Origin of the sequence: Paenibacillus sp. PCH8 (assembly GCF_002968835.1) — a bacterium.
Taxonomy (GTDB): Bacteria; Bacillota; Bacilli; order Paenibacillales; family Paenibacillaceae; genus Paenibacillus.
Genome location: NZ_PKQK01000002.1, coordinates 781,381 through 798,352 on the forward strand (window position 1 = coordinate 781,381; position 16,972 = coordinate 798,352).

Sequence of the window (16,972 nt, forward strand, 5' to 3'; positions counted from 1 at the left end):
AAAGCCAGAATCGTGTATCAAAACGCATCCTTCGAACCAACCAGCACCTTGAACGTTCTGAAGATAATTTTGATATCCACCATCATGCTGCGCTCACGGGCATACGTCAGATCCAGCTCTACCATTTCTTCAAAACCGACACTATTTCGACCGCTGACCTGCCATAATCCCGTACAACCCGGAATCATCTGAAGACGTTGTCTGTCATAGGAAGTGTAGTTCTGCACTTCTCTGGGCAGAGCCGGTCTGGGGCCAACGAGACTCATCTCTCCTCTGAACACGTTCCACAGCTGTGGCAATTCATCCACACTCGTTTTTCGAATAAATTTGCCAATCCTTGTGATGCGGGGATCATTCTTCATTTTGAACATGTTCCCGTTCACTTCATTCTGATCAATCAGCTGTTCCAGCAGATCCTCAGCATTCGCAACCATGGACCTGAATTTGTACATATGAAACTCTTTCCCATCCTGTCCCACCCGTACCTGACGAAAAAAAACAGACCCCTGCGGGGCCTCGATTTTAATCAGTATTCCGATGACCGCAAACAAGGGGCACAAAATGATTAAACCTATGAAAGAACCCAGCAAATCGAGCATTCTTTTCATAAATAGATACACTTTATCCGCATTTTGTCCTGCCCTCGTGGATGCACCGTACCCTAGATTTGGTTCCATAACAATCTCCGCTTCTTTCGTTTGGGGAGATGGACTCATTCAAACGCCCCCCCGGCTACATGTTTTATAGACTCTTTTTCAAGAATTTGTTGCAGAGCTTGCAGCATTGGAATTCGAAGTTCCTGTTTTTGCAGAGCGAAGTCGATGGTGGTCAGAATGAATCCCAGTTTCTCTCCAACGTCATAACGTACTCCTTCAAAATCGTAAGCATACACTCCTTGTGTCTCATTTAAACGCTGAATGGCATCCGTTAATTGAATCTCTCCTCCTTGACCAATCTCCTGTTGTTCCAGATGCTCAAAAATCTCTGGACTCAGTACGTATCGCCCCATAATCGCCAGGTTGGAAGGTGCTGTGCCTTGGGCTGGTTTCTCTACGAACCTGAGAACCTCTGTCAAACGGCCATCCGATTTCAGCGGGTCCACAATACCGTATCGGTCTGTTTGTTCAGGAAGTACGGTTTGCACACCAACAATCGAATGCTGAACTTGATCATATTGATCAATAAGTTGTTTGGTGCATGGAACTTCCGATACGACGATGTCATCTCCGAGCAGTACAGCAAAAGGTTCGTCACCGATAAAGTTACGTGCACACCAGACTGCATGACCAAGTCCTTTAGCCTCTTTTTGTCTTATGTAGTGAATATCCACGTTAGAAGATTTGCGGACCTCTTCAAGCAGTCCCAGTTTCCCTTTTTCCAGCAAGTTATGCTCCAGTTCAAAGGCGTTGTCGAAATGATCTTCAATTGCCCGTTTCCCTTTACCTGTTACGATGATAATGTCTTCAATTCCAGAGGCAATGGCTTCCTCAACGATATATTGTATAGTTGGTTTGTCCACAATAGGGAGCATTTCCTTGGGCATCGCTTTCGTCGCTGGCAAGAAACGTGTACCTAAACCAGCTGCAGGAATGATCGCTTTTCTCACTTTTTTCATAAATACCACCCTATCCTCTTTTTTTTTTAGTTTTTATATAATTTGAAACAGGGCATCTAACCCTTCCTCACGTCATACCTTTGACGATTAACGTCTAAGGTTCATTGAACCCACAGCATGACCGAGTGTCTACAGTGATAAAGGTGCAGTAGACATTACCTATTCACTTGGGAATCGCGGGATGAATATTTTAATTTTCGCCGTAGCTGACCGAACCAGCCTTCGTCTTGATATTGTTAAGAATGGCACCCAGGATTCGTGCATTCACATGCTCCAGAGCAGCCTTGGTCTTCCTCACCAATTCCTTCTTGACCTTGCCAGAGTTCACCACCAGCAGCACACCATCGCACAGCGAACTTACAATGAGTGCATCCGTTACAGCGAGCACCGGCGGCGTATCAAACATGATGACATCATATTGATCTTCTAACTCTTCAATCATCTTTTTCATCCGATTGGAACCGATCATCTCGGAAGGGTTCGGCGGAATAGGGCCAGACGTGAACAGTTGGAGGTTATCGATATAACTTTCTCTAAGTACCTCATGCACACTGTACTGATTGGACATCACACTGCTAAGACCGATATGATTGGGAACGGAAAACACCTTATGCAGAGATGGATTACGCAGATCCGCATCGATCAGCAGAACTTTCTTACCTTCCTGGGCATAGGTCACAGCCAGGTTACTAATCGTTGTGGTCTTGCCTTCGCCGGATTCGGCCGAAGCCACCATGATTTTTTTGATATGACTGTCGATTGATGAGAATTGGATGTTGGTCCGTAATTTACGGTACCCCTCCGAGATTTGAGATTTGGAGTTAAAATAGGTCACCAGACTGTTATTTTCATTGGTTTGCCGTGACATATGTGCCATCCCCCACTTTCTGTTGAGAAACGTAATTTTTCGTATTTTTCAGATCATCTTTTTTCATTTTGGATATCACTGTAAGCACAGGCAGGCCCAGCTCTTTTTCGAGTTCGGTTTCGGATTTGAATGTATCGTCCAGATAGTCCAGCAGAAATACGAGTGCAATGGCGAGCACTAGACCTGCGAACAGGCTGACAATGATGCTTAATGTGGTTTTCATATTGATTGGAGATACGTTACTATCTACTTTTGCTTCACTGAGGATAGCCACATTATCGATTTTCATGATCAGGGGGATTTGAGACTGAAAAACACTGGAGATGGCATTGACTGTTTTTGCGGCTTTTTCGTAGGTAGTCCCTTGTACAGTGATGCTCATCACTTGGGACTCGCTTGCTGTAGAGACGGAGGTGCTATTCATGAGCTGTGCAGAGGTTAAGCCCAGGTCTGGATACGTGGTAGCGACTTTGTCCATAATGGCCGAAGATTTAATAATTTCTCTGTACGAGTTAATGAGTTTGATATTGGTTTGAATCATGCTGAAATCCATCATGGCCTGACCTTGAACGGTAGAGGTCTGGTTCACGATTAGTTTGGAACTTGCCTCATAGATCGGCTGGGTGAAGAAAATGCTTTTGACCCCTGCACCTACACCGGCTATTAAAGCAATTGCGACGATCAACCACAGTTTCTTTTGTAAGAGTCGAAAATATCCTTTCAGTTCCACTTTCATTCCCCCTATATGTTGTGATCAAACCTATGTAACTACCAGATGGACAGCAGCCTTTTCCGAGGTTTCCAGCGTTCCGTGACTAGACTCGTATTCGATAGAATGTAGGATGCATTCTCTGCCAACCTTCTGACGGCATCAGCTCCGAAACGACGCTCAATGACCCGCTCTCCCTCACGTATGGCAAATGTCCTTTTGCACATATCATGTGCATCTGATGAAATGAAATGAAACCCGTTTTCTTTGCAAAAATGAAAACACCACTTCTGAACTTTTCGTCCGAAAAGCCCAGTGAAAGATTGAGCAGTGAGCTGACATAGCCCGCCTTGACTCAGATAATCAGCCAACAGCTTTGGCTTCTTCAAAATGACACGATTGCGTTCCGGATGAGCAATGATAGGGGTGATTCCCGCTATTCGTAATTCATGCAGTATCCTGGGGAACTGTGAGGGAATATGATCAAAGGGTAATTCCAGCAACATGTAACGACTTCCGGCGAGTGTGCAGCACTTCCCTGCATATAAGTCTCCAATCAGGTTGTCATGCACCCTGATCTCCTGTCCGGGACGAATCTCCAGGCGAATGTTACGTGTGCGAAGTTCTGCATGAAGCAGGTTCACGGCCTGATTGACCACCATCGGTTCATTGTTGTATTGCCCGTTCAGGTGATGCGGAGTCGCAATAATGGAGGTGATTCCGGAGGCTGCCGCCTTCTCAGCCATTGCAACGGACTGCTCCATTCGAACAGGACCATCATCCAGACCGGATAAAATGTGGCAGTGCATTTCAACCATATCCAAACTTCCTGAAATAGTATGATCCCCCTCGCCCTTTTATTCATTGCGCAAATGCTTTTGGTGTTAAAGAACTAATGCATAACGCTATGAAATATAGTAAAATGGCGTTAAGTACATCCTTAACCGAAATAAGTTGGACTTATATGGTAAAATCAATGTAATGATAGGGTTTTTGCAGAGCTCTTTGCTCTGTTGCCTTTTCATACTGAAAACGGGAAACCGTGGGAAACTGAACTTCAGTAAGCATTGCGTTTAACTGTCCCGTTATATATAGTTTCTGTTCGTGCTGAATATGCAAGTTTGAATGATACATTGTGAGTTCTCCAAAGGGCTGTTTCCATTGCAACCTTGCGTGAAGTCTTACACATACATGATGATCTTCAACATCCAAACCAATGAGCATTTCTGATGATACGGGCAAGTTCAGGTCGCTCAGGAAGGTGATCGCTTGAGTGTCCATACCAAGCAACAGAACGGGGCGCCTTTTGCGGTCTACCATTTTCCCATGAAACTCCTGAATGTACATATGGACATTTAATTTCATATCAGCCCAATCCTGAATTATTGAATTCATGGTTTCATTCCTTTAGAATGGATTAGCCTACATGGATTGCCTCTACTTCCTTCTCACAGGTATAAGGTCCAGGCAACAAGGAGATACTTAAAATATCCCAAATGATACATTTTGTAACTCCATACGTCCAATTTACGATACAATACGTATCATGTCAAGCGGTATTTGGACATGGTTCTTTTGATTTACGACAATATGAGATGTCCTTAGACAGACCTATTTACATTGAGTTTGAAGGAAACGAAAGAGGATTTACTATTTTGCAGTAAAGCTGCCCTGATCAAAAACTTGGCTCAGGATTGTTTCAATATATATTTGATGTCGTTCAGGGGGAACTAGCTTATGAGCTACGGAAATCGCATTGCTGAATTAAGGGAACAGCGGGGACTTACTCAAGAAGAACTTGCGAGCTCCATTCATATTACAAGAGCTGCTCTCTCCCACTACGAGAAGAACCGACGTAAACCGGATTTCGAAGTGTTAACGCGGCTTGCTGACATCTTTGGCGTGTCCATTGATTATCTCATTGGGCGTACGAAGCAAAATGATGTTGTCATGGATGAAGATGTACGTGAATTCGTGGATACGCTTGAGTTGTCGGATAAGGAAGTGCTGGAGCGCTTCGATCTGATGATTGATGGTAAGTCCTTAACGGAAGAAGAGGCACGTCGTTTTATTGCTTTTGTCCGAATGGAACGCAGCATGGACTAACCCGAAAAGAGGACCCAGTTCCCGTGAGATTCACTCTCCGGTTTCTGGGTTTTTTGTGTATCTTAAATTCCCTCCCCATTCCATGGTTATCAGTGTGTGTCAAGGACGCTTGTTGTTGACGGAGGATACGAAATGGTTCCAACGCTCCGGGTCGATTCCGCATTGCAGTAAAACTTTCATGATGTCCATCTGGGTTGTTTCGACTTGTTTACCTGTCGGCTTACGATCGTCCCTGTTTGGATGTTTCATATTCATTCCGCTAACCTCTCTTATCTTTATACTTTCCCTGCACTCTAAAAACTAGCCTAATTATACTTGAGAAACTAACTCAATGTTGTCGTCTCATGACGATAACGTTTTTTGAGCGGGTTCTAATTTTGTCGAAAGCCAAATAGGAGCTATCTGGCGCCGGATTGGCGACCATATAGCTCCTATAATTCTTCAGACAACCTGTTCATGCAATTTCACTTGAACAAGAAGTGTTAACCTCCTGCACGTGCAAGTTCACGCATATTGGCTTCAAATGCTGCGAGCAACGCTGCATCTCCCGTCAAACCCGTTGCCTGAATCCGCTCAATCTGCTCGGTCATGCGCTTGAAGTCCTTAGGAATAACCCGAACGAACTGATTCAATGCATCTTGCCAGTTATCCAGAATGCGCTGACCAGCAGCACTTCCTGTGTTAGCAACGTGACGTTGAATCATTCCTCGAAGATCTGCACTTTCAGCGACATCTTCAATCCGCTCCAAAAGAACCATTTCCAGATTACAACGTTTCAGGAATGTACCTTCTGGATCATACACATAGGCAATACCTCCGGACATGCCTGCTGCAAAGTTACGACCTGTATCGCCGAGTACAACGACACGTCCACCCGTCATATACTCGCAACCATGGTCGCCTACACCTTCAACAACCACTTTGGCACCCGAGTTACGTACAGCGAACCGTTCACCCGCAATCCCCCGGATATAAGCCTCACCGCTTGTTGCTCCATAGAGAGCCGTGTTACCGATAATGATGTTATCTTCCGCCTCAAACGTTGCTTTCGGAGAAGGCATCACGATCAGTTTACCTCCAGACAGTCCCTTACCCACGTAGTCATTGGAGTCCCCTTCAACGGTCAACGTCATACCTCTAGGTACAAAGGCCCCAAAGCTTTGTCCGGCAGAGCCGACAAACTTGAATTTAACCGTATCTTCTGGCAATCCTGCGAGTCCATATTTACGTGTGATCTCACTACCCAAAATGGTACCTACTGCGCGGTTAACGTTCGTAATTGGAAGTATCGCTTCAACCAGTTGACCGGATTCAATAGCAGGCTGTGCCAGTGGCACCAGTTGCTGCATATCCAGCGTCTCTTCCAATTGGTGGTTCTGATACTGTGTGCGATAACGTGTAGAGCCTTCCGGCATTTCTGGCACATGTAGCAATACAGACAGATCCACGCCTTTTTTCTTCCAGTGATCTACGGCTTCCACCGTTTCGAGGCAATCGGTACGTCCCACCATATCCTGAATGGTACGGAAACCAAGATCAGCCATGATCTCACGCATATCTTCAGCAACAAATCGCATGAAGTTAACCACATGATCTGGATCACCCATGTAATTTTTGCGCAACTCCGGATTTTGTGTCGCTACACCAACTGGACAGGTATCCATCTGACAGACACGCATCATGATACAGCCCAGTGCAACGAGTGGTGCTGTAGAGAAACCATACTCTTCGGCGCCAAGTAAAGCTGCAATTGCAAGGTCACGACCGTTAAGCATTTTGCCGTCTGTTTCCAGAACGACACGGTCGCGCAGATTGTTCAGTATCAACGTTTGATGTGTCTCTGCAAGACCCAGCTCCCAAGGCATACCTGCGTGGCGAATCGAACCTTGCGGGGATGCACCTGTACCACCGTCATATCCGCTGACGAGGATAATATCGGCACGCCCTTTGGCTACACCAGCAGCAATGGTACCCACGCCAACTTCCGATACGAGTTTCACGTTGATCGCTGCGCGTGGATTGGCATTTTTCAAGTCATAGATCAACTCCGCCAGATCCTCAATCGAGTAGATATCGTGATGCGGAGGTGGTGAGATCAAACCTACACCTGGTGTTGATCCACGAACTTCAGCAACCCAAGGGTACACTTTACGGCCTGGCAACTGTCCGCCTTCACCCGGTTTTGCTCCCTGTGCCATTTTAATCTGAATTTCGTCGGCATTAACCAGATAGTTAGATGTAACACCGAAACGTCCGGATGCCACCTGTTTGATCGCACTGCGACGGGAATCCCCGTTGCTATCTTTAATGAAGCGAGCCGGATCTTCTCCACCTTCACCGGTATTAGATTTACCACCAACACGGTTCATCGCGATCGCAAGATCTTCATGCGCTTCTTTACTGATCGAACCAAAGGACATTGCACCCGTTTTGAACCGACGCATAATATCTTCTACGGATTCAACCTCTTCGATTGGAATGGAAGCTCCAACCGGTTTCAGCTTCAACATGGAGCGAATGGTCAGCAGTTGATCATTCTCACCTTGCACGAGCTTGGAATATTTTTTGTACAGCTTGTAATCTCCAGTACGTACGGCGTGTTGCAGCGTATGAATGGTTTGCGGATTGAATAAATGCTCTTCTCCATCGTTACGCCATTGATAATCGCCACCGGAATCCAGCACTCTGTCGTTACCGTCTTTGTTCGTAAAGGCACGGTTATGATGTGTCAATGCTTCGGCTGCCACTTCTTCCAGCCCAATTCCACCGATCCGGGAAGGTGTCCAGGTAAAGTAACGGTCAACGAAGTCTGATCTCAGACCTACTGCTTCGAAGATCTGAGCTCCGCGATACGATTGAATCGTCGAAATCCCCATTTTGGACAACACTTTAGTAACGCCTTTGGTAGCCGCTTTAATGTAATTTTTCACTGCTTTCTCATGCGAGATGCCACGCAGCAACCCTTGCTGGATCATATCATCCAGCGTTTCAAAGGCCAGATAAGGGTTCACGGCACTTACACCGTAACCCAGCAACAACGCGTAGTGGTGAATATCACGCGGTTCTGCGGATTCGAGCATAATGCTGACTTTCGTTCTGGTGCCCTGACGAATCAGATGATGATGCAGACCTGCTACAGCAAGCAATGCAGGAATGGCAGCATTCTCAGCGTCTACACCACGGTCAGACAGGATCAGAATGTTATGACCTTTGTCGATGACACGGTCCGCTGCTTCAAAGAGAAGTTCCATCGCTTTGCGAAGTCCTTCTGCGCCTTCCGCAGCTGTGAAGAAGATAGGAATTGTCATAGATCGGAAGCCTGGTCGACGCACATGGCGAATCTTCGCAAAGTCTTCATTGGACAAGACCGGCGAATCCAGACGGATCTGGCGACAGCTCTCCGGTTCAGGGTTCAGCAAGTTACGCTCAGGACCAATCGTTGTAGCCGTAGACGTTACAATCTCTTCACGGATGGCATCGATTGGCGGATTGGTTACCTGGGCGAACATCTGTTTAAAGTAGTTGTACAAGCGCTGTGGCTGATCCGACAGGACAGCCAGCGGTGCATCATAACCCATGGAACCCGTAGCTTCCATACCTGTGGTTGCCATGGGCTCCAGTATTTTGCGCAGTTCTTCAAATGTATAACCATAGGCCAGCTGAAGCTGGGTCACGTTATCATGTTTCGGATCAGGAAGTTCCGGCGCTTCCGGCAACTCGCTCAGATCCATCAAATGCTCATCAAGCCAGTCCTGATACGGGTTCTCGGCTGCAATGATTGCTTTTACTTCCTCATCTGCAATGATGCGGCCTTGTTGTGTATCCACAAGCAACATCCGACCTGGACGCAGACGGTCTTTGTACAGAATCTCTTCCGGTGCGATATCCAGTACCCCAACCTCAGAGGACAGGATAATACGATCATCTTTGGTTACATAATAACGAGCTGGACGTAAACCATTACGGTCGAGTGTTGCTCCAATCTGCAAACCATCGGTAAATGCCATTGCTGCCGGTCCATCCCAAGGCTCCATCATGGTGCTGTGGTACTCATAGAATGCCTTTTTGGCAGGGTCCATTCCCTCATCTGTGCTCCAAGGTTCAGGTACCATCATCATCGCCACGTGTGGCAGGGAACGACCGCTTAGATAGAGGAACTCTAGCGTGTTGTCGAACATGGCTGTATCCGAACCGTCCGGATTGATGACCGGTTTTACTTTCGCGATGTCATTACCGAACAACTCGCTCTCGAACAAGGACTGCCGTGCATGCATCCAGTTCACGTTACCACGCATCGTGTTGATCTCACCGTTGTGGATCATGAAGCGATATGGGTGGGCACGTTCCCAGCTTGGGAAGGTGTTCGTACTGAAACGGGAATGCACAAGTCCAATCGCCGATTCCACAAGTTCTTCCTGCAGATCCAGATAGAACCCGCCAACCTGTTCGGTTGTCAGCATGCCTTTATATACAATTTTGCGACATGACATACTCGGAAGGTAGAATGAACCACCTTCTGCTTCATCTGCCGAATAACGAATAGCCAGCTCAGCGCGTCTGCGAATAACGTACAGCTTACGCTCAAATCCAAGCTCATCCTTCACTTCTGCGGATCTTCCAATGAACACCTGACGTACATAAGGCTTCGCTGCAAGTGCAGAACGACCAAGCATTTCATCAAAAGTAGGGACATCCCGGAAACCAAGGAACGTCTGTCCTTCTTCTTCAATAATCTTCTTGAGGCTCTCTTCATGCGCACTGCGAATGGCAGGGTCCTGGGAAAGGAACAACATACCTACGCCATAGAATCCCTGTTCAGGCAATGCAAAACCAAGACGTTCCGCTTCCTGTGCAAAAAAGCGATGTGGAATCTGAATCAGGATACCTGCTCCGTCCCCGGAATTCGGTTCACTTCCCTGTCCTCCACGGTGTTCCATGTTACTAAGCATGGTCAGTGCCTGACTGACGATATTGTGTGAAGGTACTCCTTTGATGTTGGCAACAAAACCCATTCCGCATGCGTCTTTTTCGAACTGCGGGTCATACAGACCCTGTTTTGGAGGTAATCCGATGTGTCTCATGGAACGCAACCTTTCTATAATGGAGTATTTCGGAAAGATCAAGAACATAGGCAATAAGCAACAGGCAACAATGAAACGGGAGGAGCTGGCCTTTCGCTTGCGATAGAGCCTGCTAGATAGAAGAGGCGACAGCATGAGACTGTCCAAGATATGTGCCTGCTATTGGGCAGAAGCCATTAAATGAGATGAGGTGATCCGGACGATCCGGCAAACAGCATATATAAATCAACACGCAGCCGCTGGCACGGCTACTGATAAGGAGCGACGTTTTTTGATATAGTTCTATTATTTTAACACCGACCTAACATCAGCGCAATTTAAACTTTTTAATACCTCTGATAAGAAATGCTTTGCAGTACAGCTGTACTGTACTGACGTTTAAATTCATCTCTTTTTCGAATAATTATACACTTTTTGAGTCAGAGCACAACTGAATTAAATTGCTGACTGAAGAAAATCGTTCCATATGTGGCCTGTGTTTATCCATAATCTCACCAAATTGGCACTGCTTGATCCAGCGAAACTTTGCTTCTCTATGCATTTGTATACAAAATAGCCTGCGACCCCTTTTTGGGGCCACAGGCTATTTGCACTATTTGACTACTATATTGCATAATTTCGCTACATAAAAATAAAGTTTTTTTTCGTAAATGTCACTCTGTTGATGATCAGGTTGGGCTTATGCTGTCACAACTTGACCGGAATCCGCTATTTCGACTTCTTTGTTCGGACGTCTGCCATTCCAGAGGAAGTAAGCCAGCGTCAGCAGGATGGATACACCCGCATAGATACTGAGAATCCCTGCCTGATGCCACATCACATCCAAATTGCCACTCGACACAACGGCCTTGAAGCCCATAATACTGTGCGTCATTGGCAGCCAAGGGCTAAATGCCTGCAGCCATGATGGGATTAGTTCTACCGGGAAGGTACCTGCGCTAGCCGCAAGCTGGAACACCAGCAACAGAATAACGACATAACGTCCAGGCAGATCCAGCCACGTCACAAGCGCCTGAACCATCAGCATGAAGGTCAGCCCTGTGATAATGGTGAATAGATAGAACAGCCCTACGCTGTGTGTCTCCAATCCAAGACCGTATAACATGAAGCTTGCCACGATTACCGATTGGAAAATACTTACGGAACCAAATACCAGTGTACGGCTGACAAAACGGTTCCAGCCGGTTGCACCAGGTACGGATGTTTCCCGCATTTTCAATACGATGGTCGAAATCAGCGATCCCACGAACAGACCGATCGACAGGAAGAACGGTGTCAATCCTGTACCATAGTTGCTGACGTTCTCTGCGGTGTTCTCCGTCGAATTCACAGGTTCAGCGAACATGTTCACCACATCGTCCGTTTTCTTGACTTCAGATGTTTTCTGTGCGGCGTCATTCAGCTTGGTTGCCAGTTCACTCGAGCCATCTTTCAGCTCGGAAAGCCCGTCAGCCAGTTTGCCTGCGCCATCGCCCAGTTGCTTGGAACCATCGGTAAGTGAATGTACGCCACCACTAAGTTTGCCTACACCCGTTTGCAATGCTGTCGTACCTGAACCCAACTGTTTCACACCATCGGCAAGCAAGGTACCTCCACTTGCCGCATCCCCCAGTTTGCCGCTGAACTGCTTCAGGCCATCGGAGAGCTTCGCTCCACCTTGACTAAGCTGTCCAGCTCCAGCCAGCAATTGCTTCTGACCATCCACCAACTGGTTCGCACCAGCCAGAAGTTGCTCCTGGCCCCCATGAAGCTCGGTTGCACCCGCAGCCAACTGCTGGTTACCCTGATGCAGCTGGTCTGCACCCTGTGCGAGCTTTTGTTCACTCTCATTCAGTTGCGCACTGCCATCGGCAACAGCTTCACTCGCGGCAAGCAGTTTCTGTACATCGGCACTGGCGGCCAGTTCCGGGTTGGATGCAGCAAGCTGCTTCAGTCCGGCGGCTACGCCTTGTGCTCCATCAGCAACTTTGCTGCTGCCATCTACAGCTGAGTGCAGCCCTGTTGCCAGTGTGTCACTGCCCTGGACTGCGCTTTGCAGACCTTCTGACAGCTTCGCACTGCCCTGTTCCGACGCTTGCAGGCCAGTCTGCAACTTGCCTGTGCCATCCAGAGAGGATTGCAATCCAGTTTCCAGTTTGGCACTGCCATCCTTCAACTGATCTGCTCCGCTCTGAAGCTGGCTCGAAGCGGCTGCCTGAAGCTGTTGCAGTCCGGATACAAGATTCGTTGTTCCACTTTCCAGCTTGGTCGCCCCCGTGTGCAGCGCGTTAACGCCATCACTTAATGGAGAAAGCCCTTCTTGAAGTTCGAGTGTTCCCGATGCGAGCTTCGCCAAGTTATCCTTGAGCTTCACGGCACCATCATCCAGTTTGCCTGCACCGGTAGTTAGTTCTCCTGCTCCATCGCCCGCTTCAGCCAACCCATCCGATACCTCGGAGAACTTGTCGAGCAATGTCTCTGCATAGGATTCCGTAACTTTGGCCGAGACCTTCGCTTTCAGGTCCTTGATGGCTGTCTTACCGATCTGTGCACCCACAAAGCTGTAATTACCGTTAGGTTCATAGATCAGATCAGCCGGCTCCGGCTTGTCATCAAGCAACGTTGTTGCTTGGGATGAGAAGTTCTCCGGGATCGTAATTTGCATATAATATTTGTCATTGTTCATGCCTTCTCTGGCTTGATTTGCACTGACAAAATCCCATTTGAAATCTGCATTTTTCTTCAGTTCATCAACCAGATCACTACCAACATGAAGTGATTTACCCTCCAGCTTCGCGCCTTTATCCAGATTGACAACCGCAACCGGCATCTCATCCACATGACCGTATGGGTCCCAATAGGCTGCCAGATAGATGCCACTATACAGGATCGGTATAAACATAATTGCAATAACAGGGATCAACACCTTCGGGTTTCTCACGGCCGATCCCACATCCTTGAAAAACACGGATAACGATTTCATGTCATTTTCTCCCCTTAATCTCTCTGCTGCTTGAGCAGGAATAACGATAATGAAATATAATGTCGCACTCCAGAAAATTACCGAAACACGAACTGACCATTTTCCCCAAACGGTCAATTTAGAGCAAAAAAACAACCTGTCTTCCGACAAGCCTCGCTGCTTGATACGCGTAAAAACCCTTATATTATAGTAGATTAAATTCGGATTACGTTACAACAGCAATTCCTTCCATTAAGAAAAGGCGAAAGTAGGTCTTAATTTCCTCTTTGCTCAGCGGTTGATGTTGTTTGCTCCAGTCTGAAGTGAGTGCAATGTAAAGGCGAATCATCATAAAAGCGACGACTTGCGGATCACAATCCCGAATCTCTCCATTGTCTTTCGCTTTCTCAAGCTCCTTAGCCAAAAAGTCGGAAATGACCTTCTCCACCTTATCCAAACCTTCCTTGGCTTGCAACGTTCCAAAGTCTTTCAGTTCCTGAGATAGCTTAACCAGCAGATCGTGATCGCGGCGAAACTCCAGTAACGAATCGAGCACCCGGAACAGATTATCAAAAAATGCACTTTCCTGATGTACTTCACGATGAGCTATGTTCTTCATTTCCTGAATCACTTCTACCAAAATCTGATCAAACAGTTGTTCCTTATTCGTGAAGAACGTATAGATCGTGCCTTTGCCAACGTTCGCAATCTTGGCGACCTGATCCATCGTCGTTGCTTTGTATCCGAACATGGCAAACGACTGGGCTGCTGCATGAATAACCTGCTGTCTCCTGTCAATCGGAGCCATCGTATCCCCTCCTCATTCTGGTTCTTTGTTCAATCGATCTTCATAAATGACCATAAATACATTCCGGTCATTCGGTCAAAAACTACAATACCACCTTCAAAAACAGATTGCAACCTTAACATTATAAAATTGTGTTAATTTTTTTTAACCGAAATGCAGTGGAAACTCCTTCTTCTGTCGTCTATAGTGTAAGATGACTCAAACAATACGGATATAACTGAAGTTAGACTGTCTCAGAACATTATATATGGTGTAAATATTCATGGATGAAACATCATTCTGCGTTTCAATGTATATTCATGTAGTAATGTAATCTGTAGCTAAAATAAAATAAACGATGAATATCCTCATTTTAATTTAAACTTATGAATAAAGGTGAACTCATGCGAAAACCAAGAGTGCTCTTATTATCGGAAGGATTCGGTACCGGTCACACTCAGGCCGCTCATGCGCTGGCACACGGTATTAAAAAAGTCAGTCCACATGTTCACAGTCGCGTCATTGAACTAGGCAAATTTTTGAACCCGACAGTCGCTCCGCTAATCTTCTCTGCATATCGAAAGACACTATCGGTTCAACCCAAACTAGTCAGCCTGTTGTACCGCACACAGTACAACAAATCATTAAACGGCTTCACGAAGCTTGCGTTGCACCGAATTTTCTATACACAGACCGCACAGGTCGTATCCCAGCTGAAACCGGATGCGGTGATCTGCACCCATCCGTTTCCGAATGCGGTCATATCCCGGCTCAAGCGGCAGGGTCTGAATATCCCGCTCTATACCGTCGTCACAGATTACGATGTGCATGGAACATGGATCAATCCGGAAGTGAACAAATATCTGGTCTCTACCCCACAGGTCAAAGCATTGCTTGAGATTCGGGGTGTCGATCCCTCCCACATCGAGATCACGGGTATCCCTGTGCATCCGGACTTCTGGGAAGCTGGCGACAAAGTAAAATTAAGAGCGGACATGGGGCTTAACAACATGCCTACCGCGCTGCTTATGGGTGGCGGCTGGGGACTTTCTTTTGATGAGGGTCATATGAAAGCTCTCACGTCCTGGGCAGACCGTGTTCAATTAATATTCTGTCTCGGAAGCAATGAGAAAATGATCGCCAAAATGAAGGAAATGCCGTGCTTTCAGCACCCAAACATTCGCATTCTGGGATATACACGGGAAGTGAGCAAACTAATGGATGTATCCGATGTGCTGATTACGAAGCCTGGCGGCATGACATGCACCGAAGCACTGGCTAAAGGGTTGCCGATGTTGTTCATACCTCCGATTCCGGGCCAGGAAGAAGAGAATTGTGAATATTTTGTACAAGCTGGATATGGTCAGGTCATTCATTCTGCAGACGTGATCACCAATCGTTTCAGACATCTATGCGATCAGGCATCCACCCAAGCTGAAAGCCCGCTGAATGCAACGCGCAAATCAGACAACAGATCAGCCTATGATCCAACGTGTTGTGCACAAGCTGTCCATGACTTATTATTCCCCAAGACAGCCGCAGTCACAACGACGTCCGTGGAGCGCTTTACAGCCGGAATTGCTACCACATCCTTGTCAGGTACCAGAATGCCATTTTAAAGCCTTTAAGGACCCACAGAACAGCTCTCATGCGATGTTACAGAGGACAAGGCAGTTTAACATGATACACAAAGAAGGTTCCCTTCCATGATTTTGGAAGGGAACCTTCTTTTATTTTCATTCGATCCACCGTATAATTTGGCAGAAAAAGGGGTAATTTAGAGGTATAACCTTATCTGAAAATCACGAAATAAAACTACGATCCAGGCTTTTTTAGGTCTGTGTATTGCACACATACTTAACTACCCTGCCTGTTTGCAGAATTTACAGGTCGATTACTTGTAAAAAGTATGATGACCGATCGTTTTCACTTTTTTCTGCGAGCGAGCAACTGTCAGATCGTCGGCAAGCGTCAATGATAAGAAATAATATGTATCATCGGCGACTTCCTTCTTCCCATTCAGTGCAGCATTCACTGCTTTGACGGTGTCCTCGTTCGGAATCACACGTTTCATCCGTCCGTTCGCTACAGGACTGAACTGGGATTTCTGATGGATTACCTTGTAAATGGTATCGGGAAAATTGGCTGACCGCAGCCGGTTTAAGACAACATTGGCAACTGCCACTTTGCCTTCGTACGGTTCACCTTCCGCCTCTGCCATGACGATTTTTTGCAGCAGATGCAGTTCTTTATCGGACACACTGTATGACCAGGTTGCAAGCTTTGAGTCTTCCTGGTTCAGAAGTTTGGTCCGCGTAAAGTATAGTTTTTGGGGGGGAGTCGTTACAGCAGCCACCGCTTTGGCACGTTCCACTTTGGCCAATTTCAGTGCTGCTTCTTTTTTGGCTTTAGCTGCAGCGACAGCTCTAGCTTTATGTTTGGCTTTGGCTTCTTGTTGTTCCTGCTCTTCCTGAGCAGTCGTCAGCCAATTCTTGGCCGGCAAAGATTCAGTCCACGCCACAGTTTGGGCAGACCGATTAGAAGACAGACTCGTCCCATCTTCCATCATACGCCTCTCATCGTGCGTAGATGTTTGGTTGTTTTGCACCGAAGCCGCAAGTTCAGTCATCTGTTTGCTGTCACTGGCTTCATTCCACTTCCCTGTCGCCTGAACGACATTTACCCCCACTATACATACAAGCAGCACTGATAACATCGGTGCTACCCAACGATTCTTGCTTATAATGTTCATTCGAAGATTCCTCCTGTCGAAACAATTCCCTTATCTAAAGTAACCCCAAAAAAAGAATTTGAATAACGATGGCTAATGTTACATAGGGATAAAGGTAATGTCAATGTGATTTT

General features: G+C 46.7%; 13 protein-coding genes. 2 read left to right on the forward strand and 11 right to left on the reverse strand.

Going from position 1 to position 16,972, the window contains the following annotated elements:
• Positions 1-17 precede the first annotated feature (17 nt).
• From C0Q44_RS16320 to C0Q44_RS16345, 6 genes are all read right to left on the reverse strand, one after another.
• Positions 18-716 (reverse strand): sugar transferase, encoded by a 699-nt coding sequence (locus C0Q44_RS16320; RefSeq protein ID WP_105408312.1) that lies wholly within the window; start codon positions 714-716, stop codon positions 18-20.
• Positions 713-1,615, reverse strand: a complete 903-nt coding sequence (gene galU, locus C0Q44_RS16325; RefSeq protein WP_105408522.1) for a UTP--glucose-1-phosphate uridylyltransferase GalU — start codon at positions 1,613-1,615, stop codon at positions 713-715. Before galU ends, C0Q44_RS16320 begins: the two co-directional genes overlap by 4 nt.
• A gap of 190 nt (positions 1,616-1,805) precedes the next feature.
• Positions 1,806-2,483, reverse strand: coding sequence for a CpsD/CapB family tyrosine-protein kinase (locus C0Q44_RS16330; RefSeq protein WP_105408313.1), 678 nt, complete (start codon positions 2,481-2,483; stop codon positions 1,806-1,808).
• Positions 2,464-3,213: a YveK family protein gene (locus C0Q44_RS16335; RefSeq protein WP_105408314.1), complete on the reverse strand. Its 750-nt coding sequence runs from the start codon at positions 3,211-3,213 to the stop codon at positions 2,464-2,466. The genes C0Q44_RS16330 and C0Q44_RS16335 overlap by 20 nt, the downstream gene beginning before the upstream one ends.
• 38 nt (positions 3,214-3,251) lie before the next feature.
• Positions 3,252-4,010, reverse strand: a complete 759-nt coding sequence (locus C0Q44_RS16340; RefSeq protein WP_105408315.1) for a tyrosine-protein phosphatase — start codon at positions 4,008-4,010, stop codon at positions 3,252-3,254.
• A 142-nt stretch (positions 4,011-4,152) separates the two neighbouring features.
• Positions 4,153-4,512 carry a hypothetical protein gene (locus C0Q44_RS16345; RefSeq protein ID WP_146113463.1) on the reverse strand — a complete coding sequence of 120 codons (360 nt, stop codon included), beginning with the start codon at positions 4,510-4,512 and terminating at the stop codon, positions 4,153-4,155.
• 417 nt (positions 4,513-4,929) lie between these two features.
• Between C0Q44_RS16345 and C0Q44_RS16350 the strand changes: the two genes are divergently transcribed.
• Positions 4,930-5,298 carry a helix-turn-helix domain-containing protein gene (locus tag C0Q44_RS16350; RefSeq protein ID WP_105408317.1) on the forward strand — a complete coding sequence of 123 codons (369 nt, stop codon included), beginning with the start codon at positions 4,930-4,932 and terminating at the stop codon, positions 5,296-5,298.
• A 99-nt stretch (positions 5,299-5,397) separates the two neighbouring features.
• On the opposite strand, the gene C0Q44_RS30240 is transcribed toward C0Q44_RS16350, so the two are convergent.
• The 4 genes from C0Q44_RS30240 to C0Q44_RS16365 all read right to left on the reverse strand — a co-directional run bounded on the left by C0Q44_RS30240 (position 5,398) and on the right by C0Q44_RS16365 (position 14,128).
• Positions 5,398-5,553 (reverse strand): hypothetical protein, encoded by a 156-nt coding sequence (locus tag C0Q44_RS30240; protein WP_181151030.1) that lies wholly within the window; start codon positions 5,551-5,553, stop codon positions 5,398-5,400.
• Between the two features lie 227 nt (positions 5,554-5,780).
• Positions 5,781-10,379: a glutamate synthase large subunit gene (gltB, locus tag C0Q44_RS16355; protein WP_105408318.1), complete on the reverse strand. Its 4,599-nt coding sequence runs from the start codon at positions 10,377-10,379 to the stop codon at positions 5,781-5,783.
• Positions 10,380-11,058: 679 nt separating this feature from the next.
• The gene (locus C0Q44_RS16360; protein WP_105408319.1) at positions 11,059-13,341 is read right to left on the reverse strand and encodes a YhgE/Pip domain-containing protein; all 2,283 of its coding nucleotides are present in this window, start codon (positions 13,339-13,341) and stop codon (positions 11,059-11,061) included.
• Positions 13,342-13,546: 205 nt separating this feature from the next.
• A complete protein-coding gene (locus tag C0Q44_RS16365) occupies positions 13,547-14,128 on the reverse strand; it encodes a TetR/AcrR family transcriptional regulator (protein ID WP_105408320.1) in 582 nt (193 codons plus the stop codon).
• A 383-nt stretch (positions 14,129-14,511) separates the two neighbouring features.
• On the opposite strand from C0Q44_RS16365, the gene C0Q44_RS16370 reads away from it, so the two are divergent.
• On the forward strand, positions 14,512-15,726 hold the full coding sequence (locus C0Q44_RS16370; RefSeq protein ID WP_105408321.1) for an MGDG synthase family glycosyltransferase: 1,215 nt from the start codon (positions 14,512-14,514) through the stop codon (positions 15,724-15,726).
• 275 nt (positions 15,727-16,001) lie between these two features.
• Here C0Q44_RS16370 and C0Q44_RS16375 read toward each other — a convergent pair whose 3' ends face one another.
• Positions 16,002-16,859 (reverse strand): cell wall hydrolase, encoded by an 858-nt coding sequence (locus C0Q44_RS16375; protein ID WP_105408322.1) that lies wholly within the window; start codon positions 16,857-16,859, stop codon positions 16,002-16,004.
• Between the last annotated feature and the right edge of the window lie 113 nt (positions 16,860-16,972).

Excerpts from the sequence above, each read along its gene's own strand:
- C0Q44_RS16320 (WP_105408312.1), bottom strand. The coding sequence starts at position 716 with ATGAGTCCATCTCCCCAAACGAAAGAAGCGGAGATTGTTATGGAACCA.
- galU (WP_105408522.1), bottom strand. The coding sequence starts at position 1,615 with ATGAAAAAAGTGAGAAAAGCGATCATTCCTGCAGCTGGTTTAGGTACA.
- C0Q44_RS16330 (WP_105408313.1), bottom strand. The coding sequence starts at position 2,483 with ATGTCACGGCAAACCAATGAAAATAACAGTCTGGTGACCTATTTTAAC.
- C0Q44_RS16340 (WP_105408315.1), bottom strand. The coding sequence starts at position 4,010 with ATGGTTGAAATGCACTGCCACATTTTATCCGGTCTGGATGATGGTCCT.
- C0Q44_RS16345 (WP_146113463.1), bottom strand. The coding sequence starts at position 4,512 with ATGGTAGACCGCAAAAGGCGCCCCGTTCTGTTGCTTGGTATGGACACT.
- C0Q44_RS16350 (WP_105408317.1), top strand. The coding sequence starts at position 4,930 with ATGAGCTACGGAAATCGCATTGCTGAATTAAGGGAACAGCGGGGACTT.
- C0Q44_RS30240 (WP_181151030.1), bottom strand. The coding sequence starts at position 5,553 with ATGAATATGAAACATCCAAACAGGGACGATCGTAAGCCGACAGGTAAA.
- gltB (WP_105408318.1), bottom strand. The coding sequence starts at position 10,379 with ATGAGACACATCGGATTACCTCCAAAACAGGGTCTGTATGACCCGCAG.
- C0Q44_RS16360 (WP_105408319.1), bottom strand. The coding sequence starts at position 13,341 with ATGAAATCGTTATCCGTGTTTTTCAAGGATGTGGGATCGGCCGTGAGA.
- C0Q44_RS16365 (WP_105408320.1), bottom strand. The coding sequence starts at position 14,128 with ATGGCTCCGATTGACAGGAGACAGCAGGTTATTCATGCAGCAGCCCAG.
- C0Q44_RS16370 (WP_105408321.1), top strand. The coding sequence starts at position 14,512 with ATGCGAAAACCAAGAGTGCTCTTATTATCGGAAGGATTCGGTACCGGT.
- C0Q44_RS16375 (WP_105408322.1), bottom strand. The coding sequence starts at position 16,859 with ATGAACATTATAAGCAAGAATCGTTGGGTAGCACCGATGTTATCAGTG.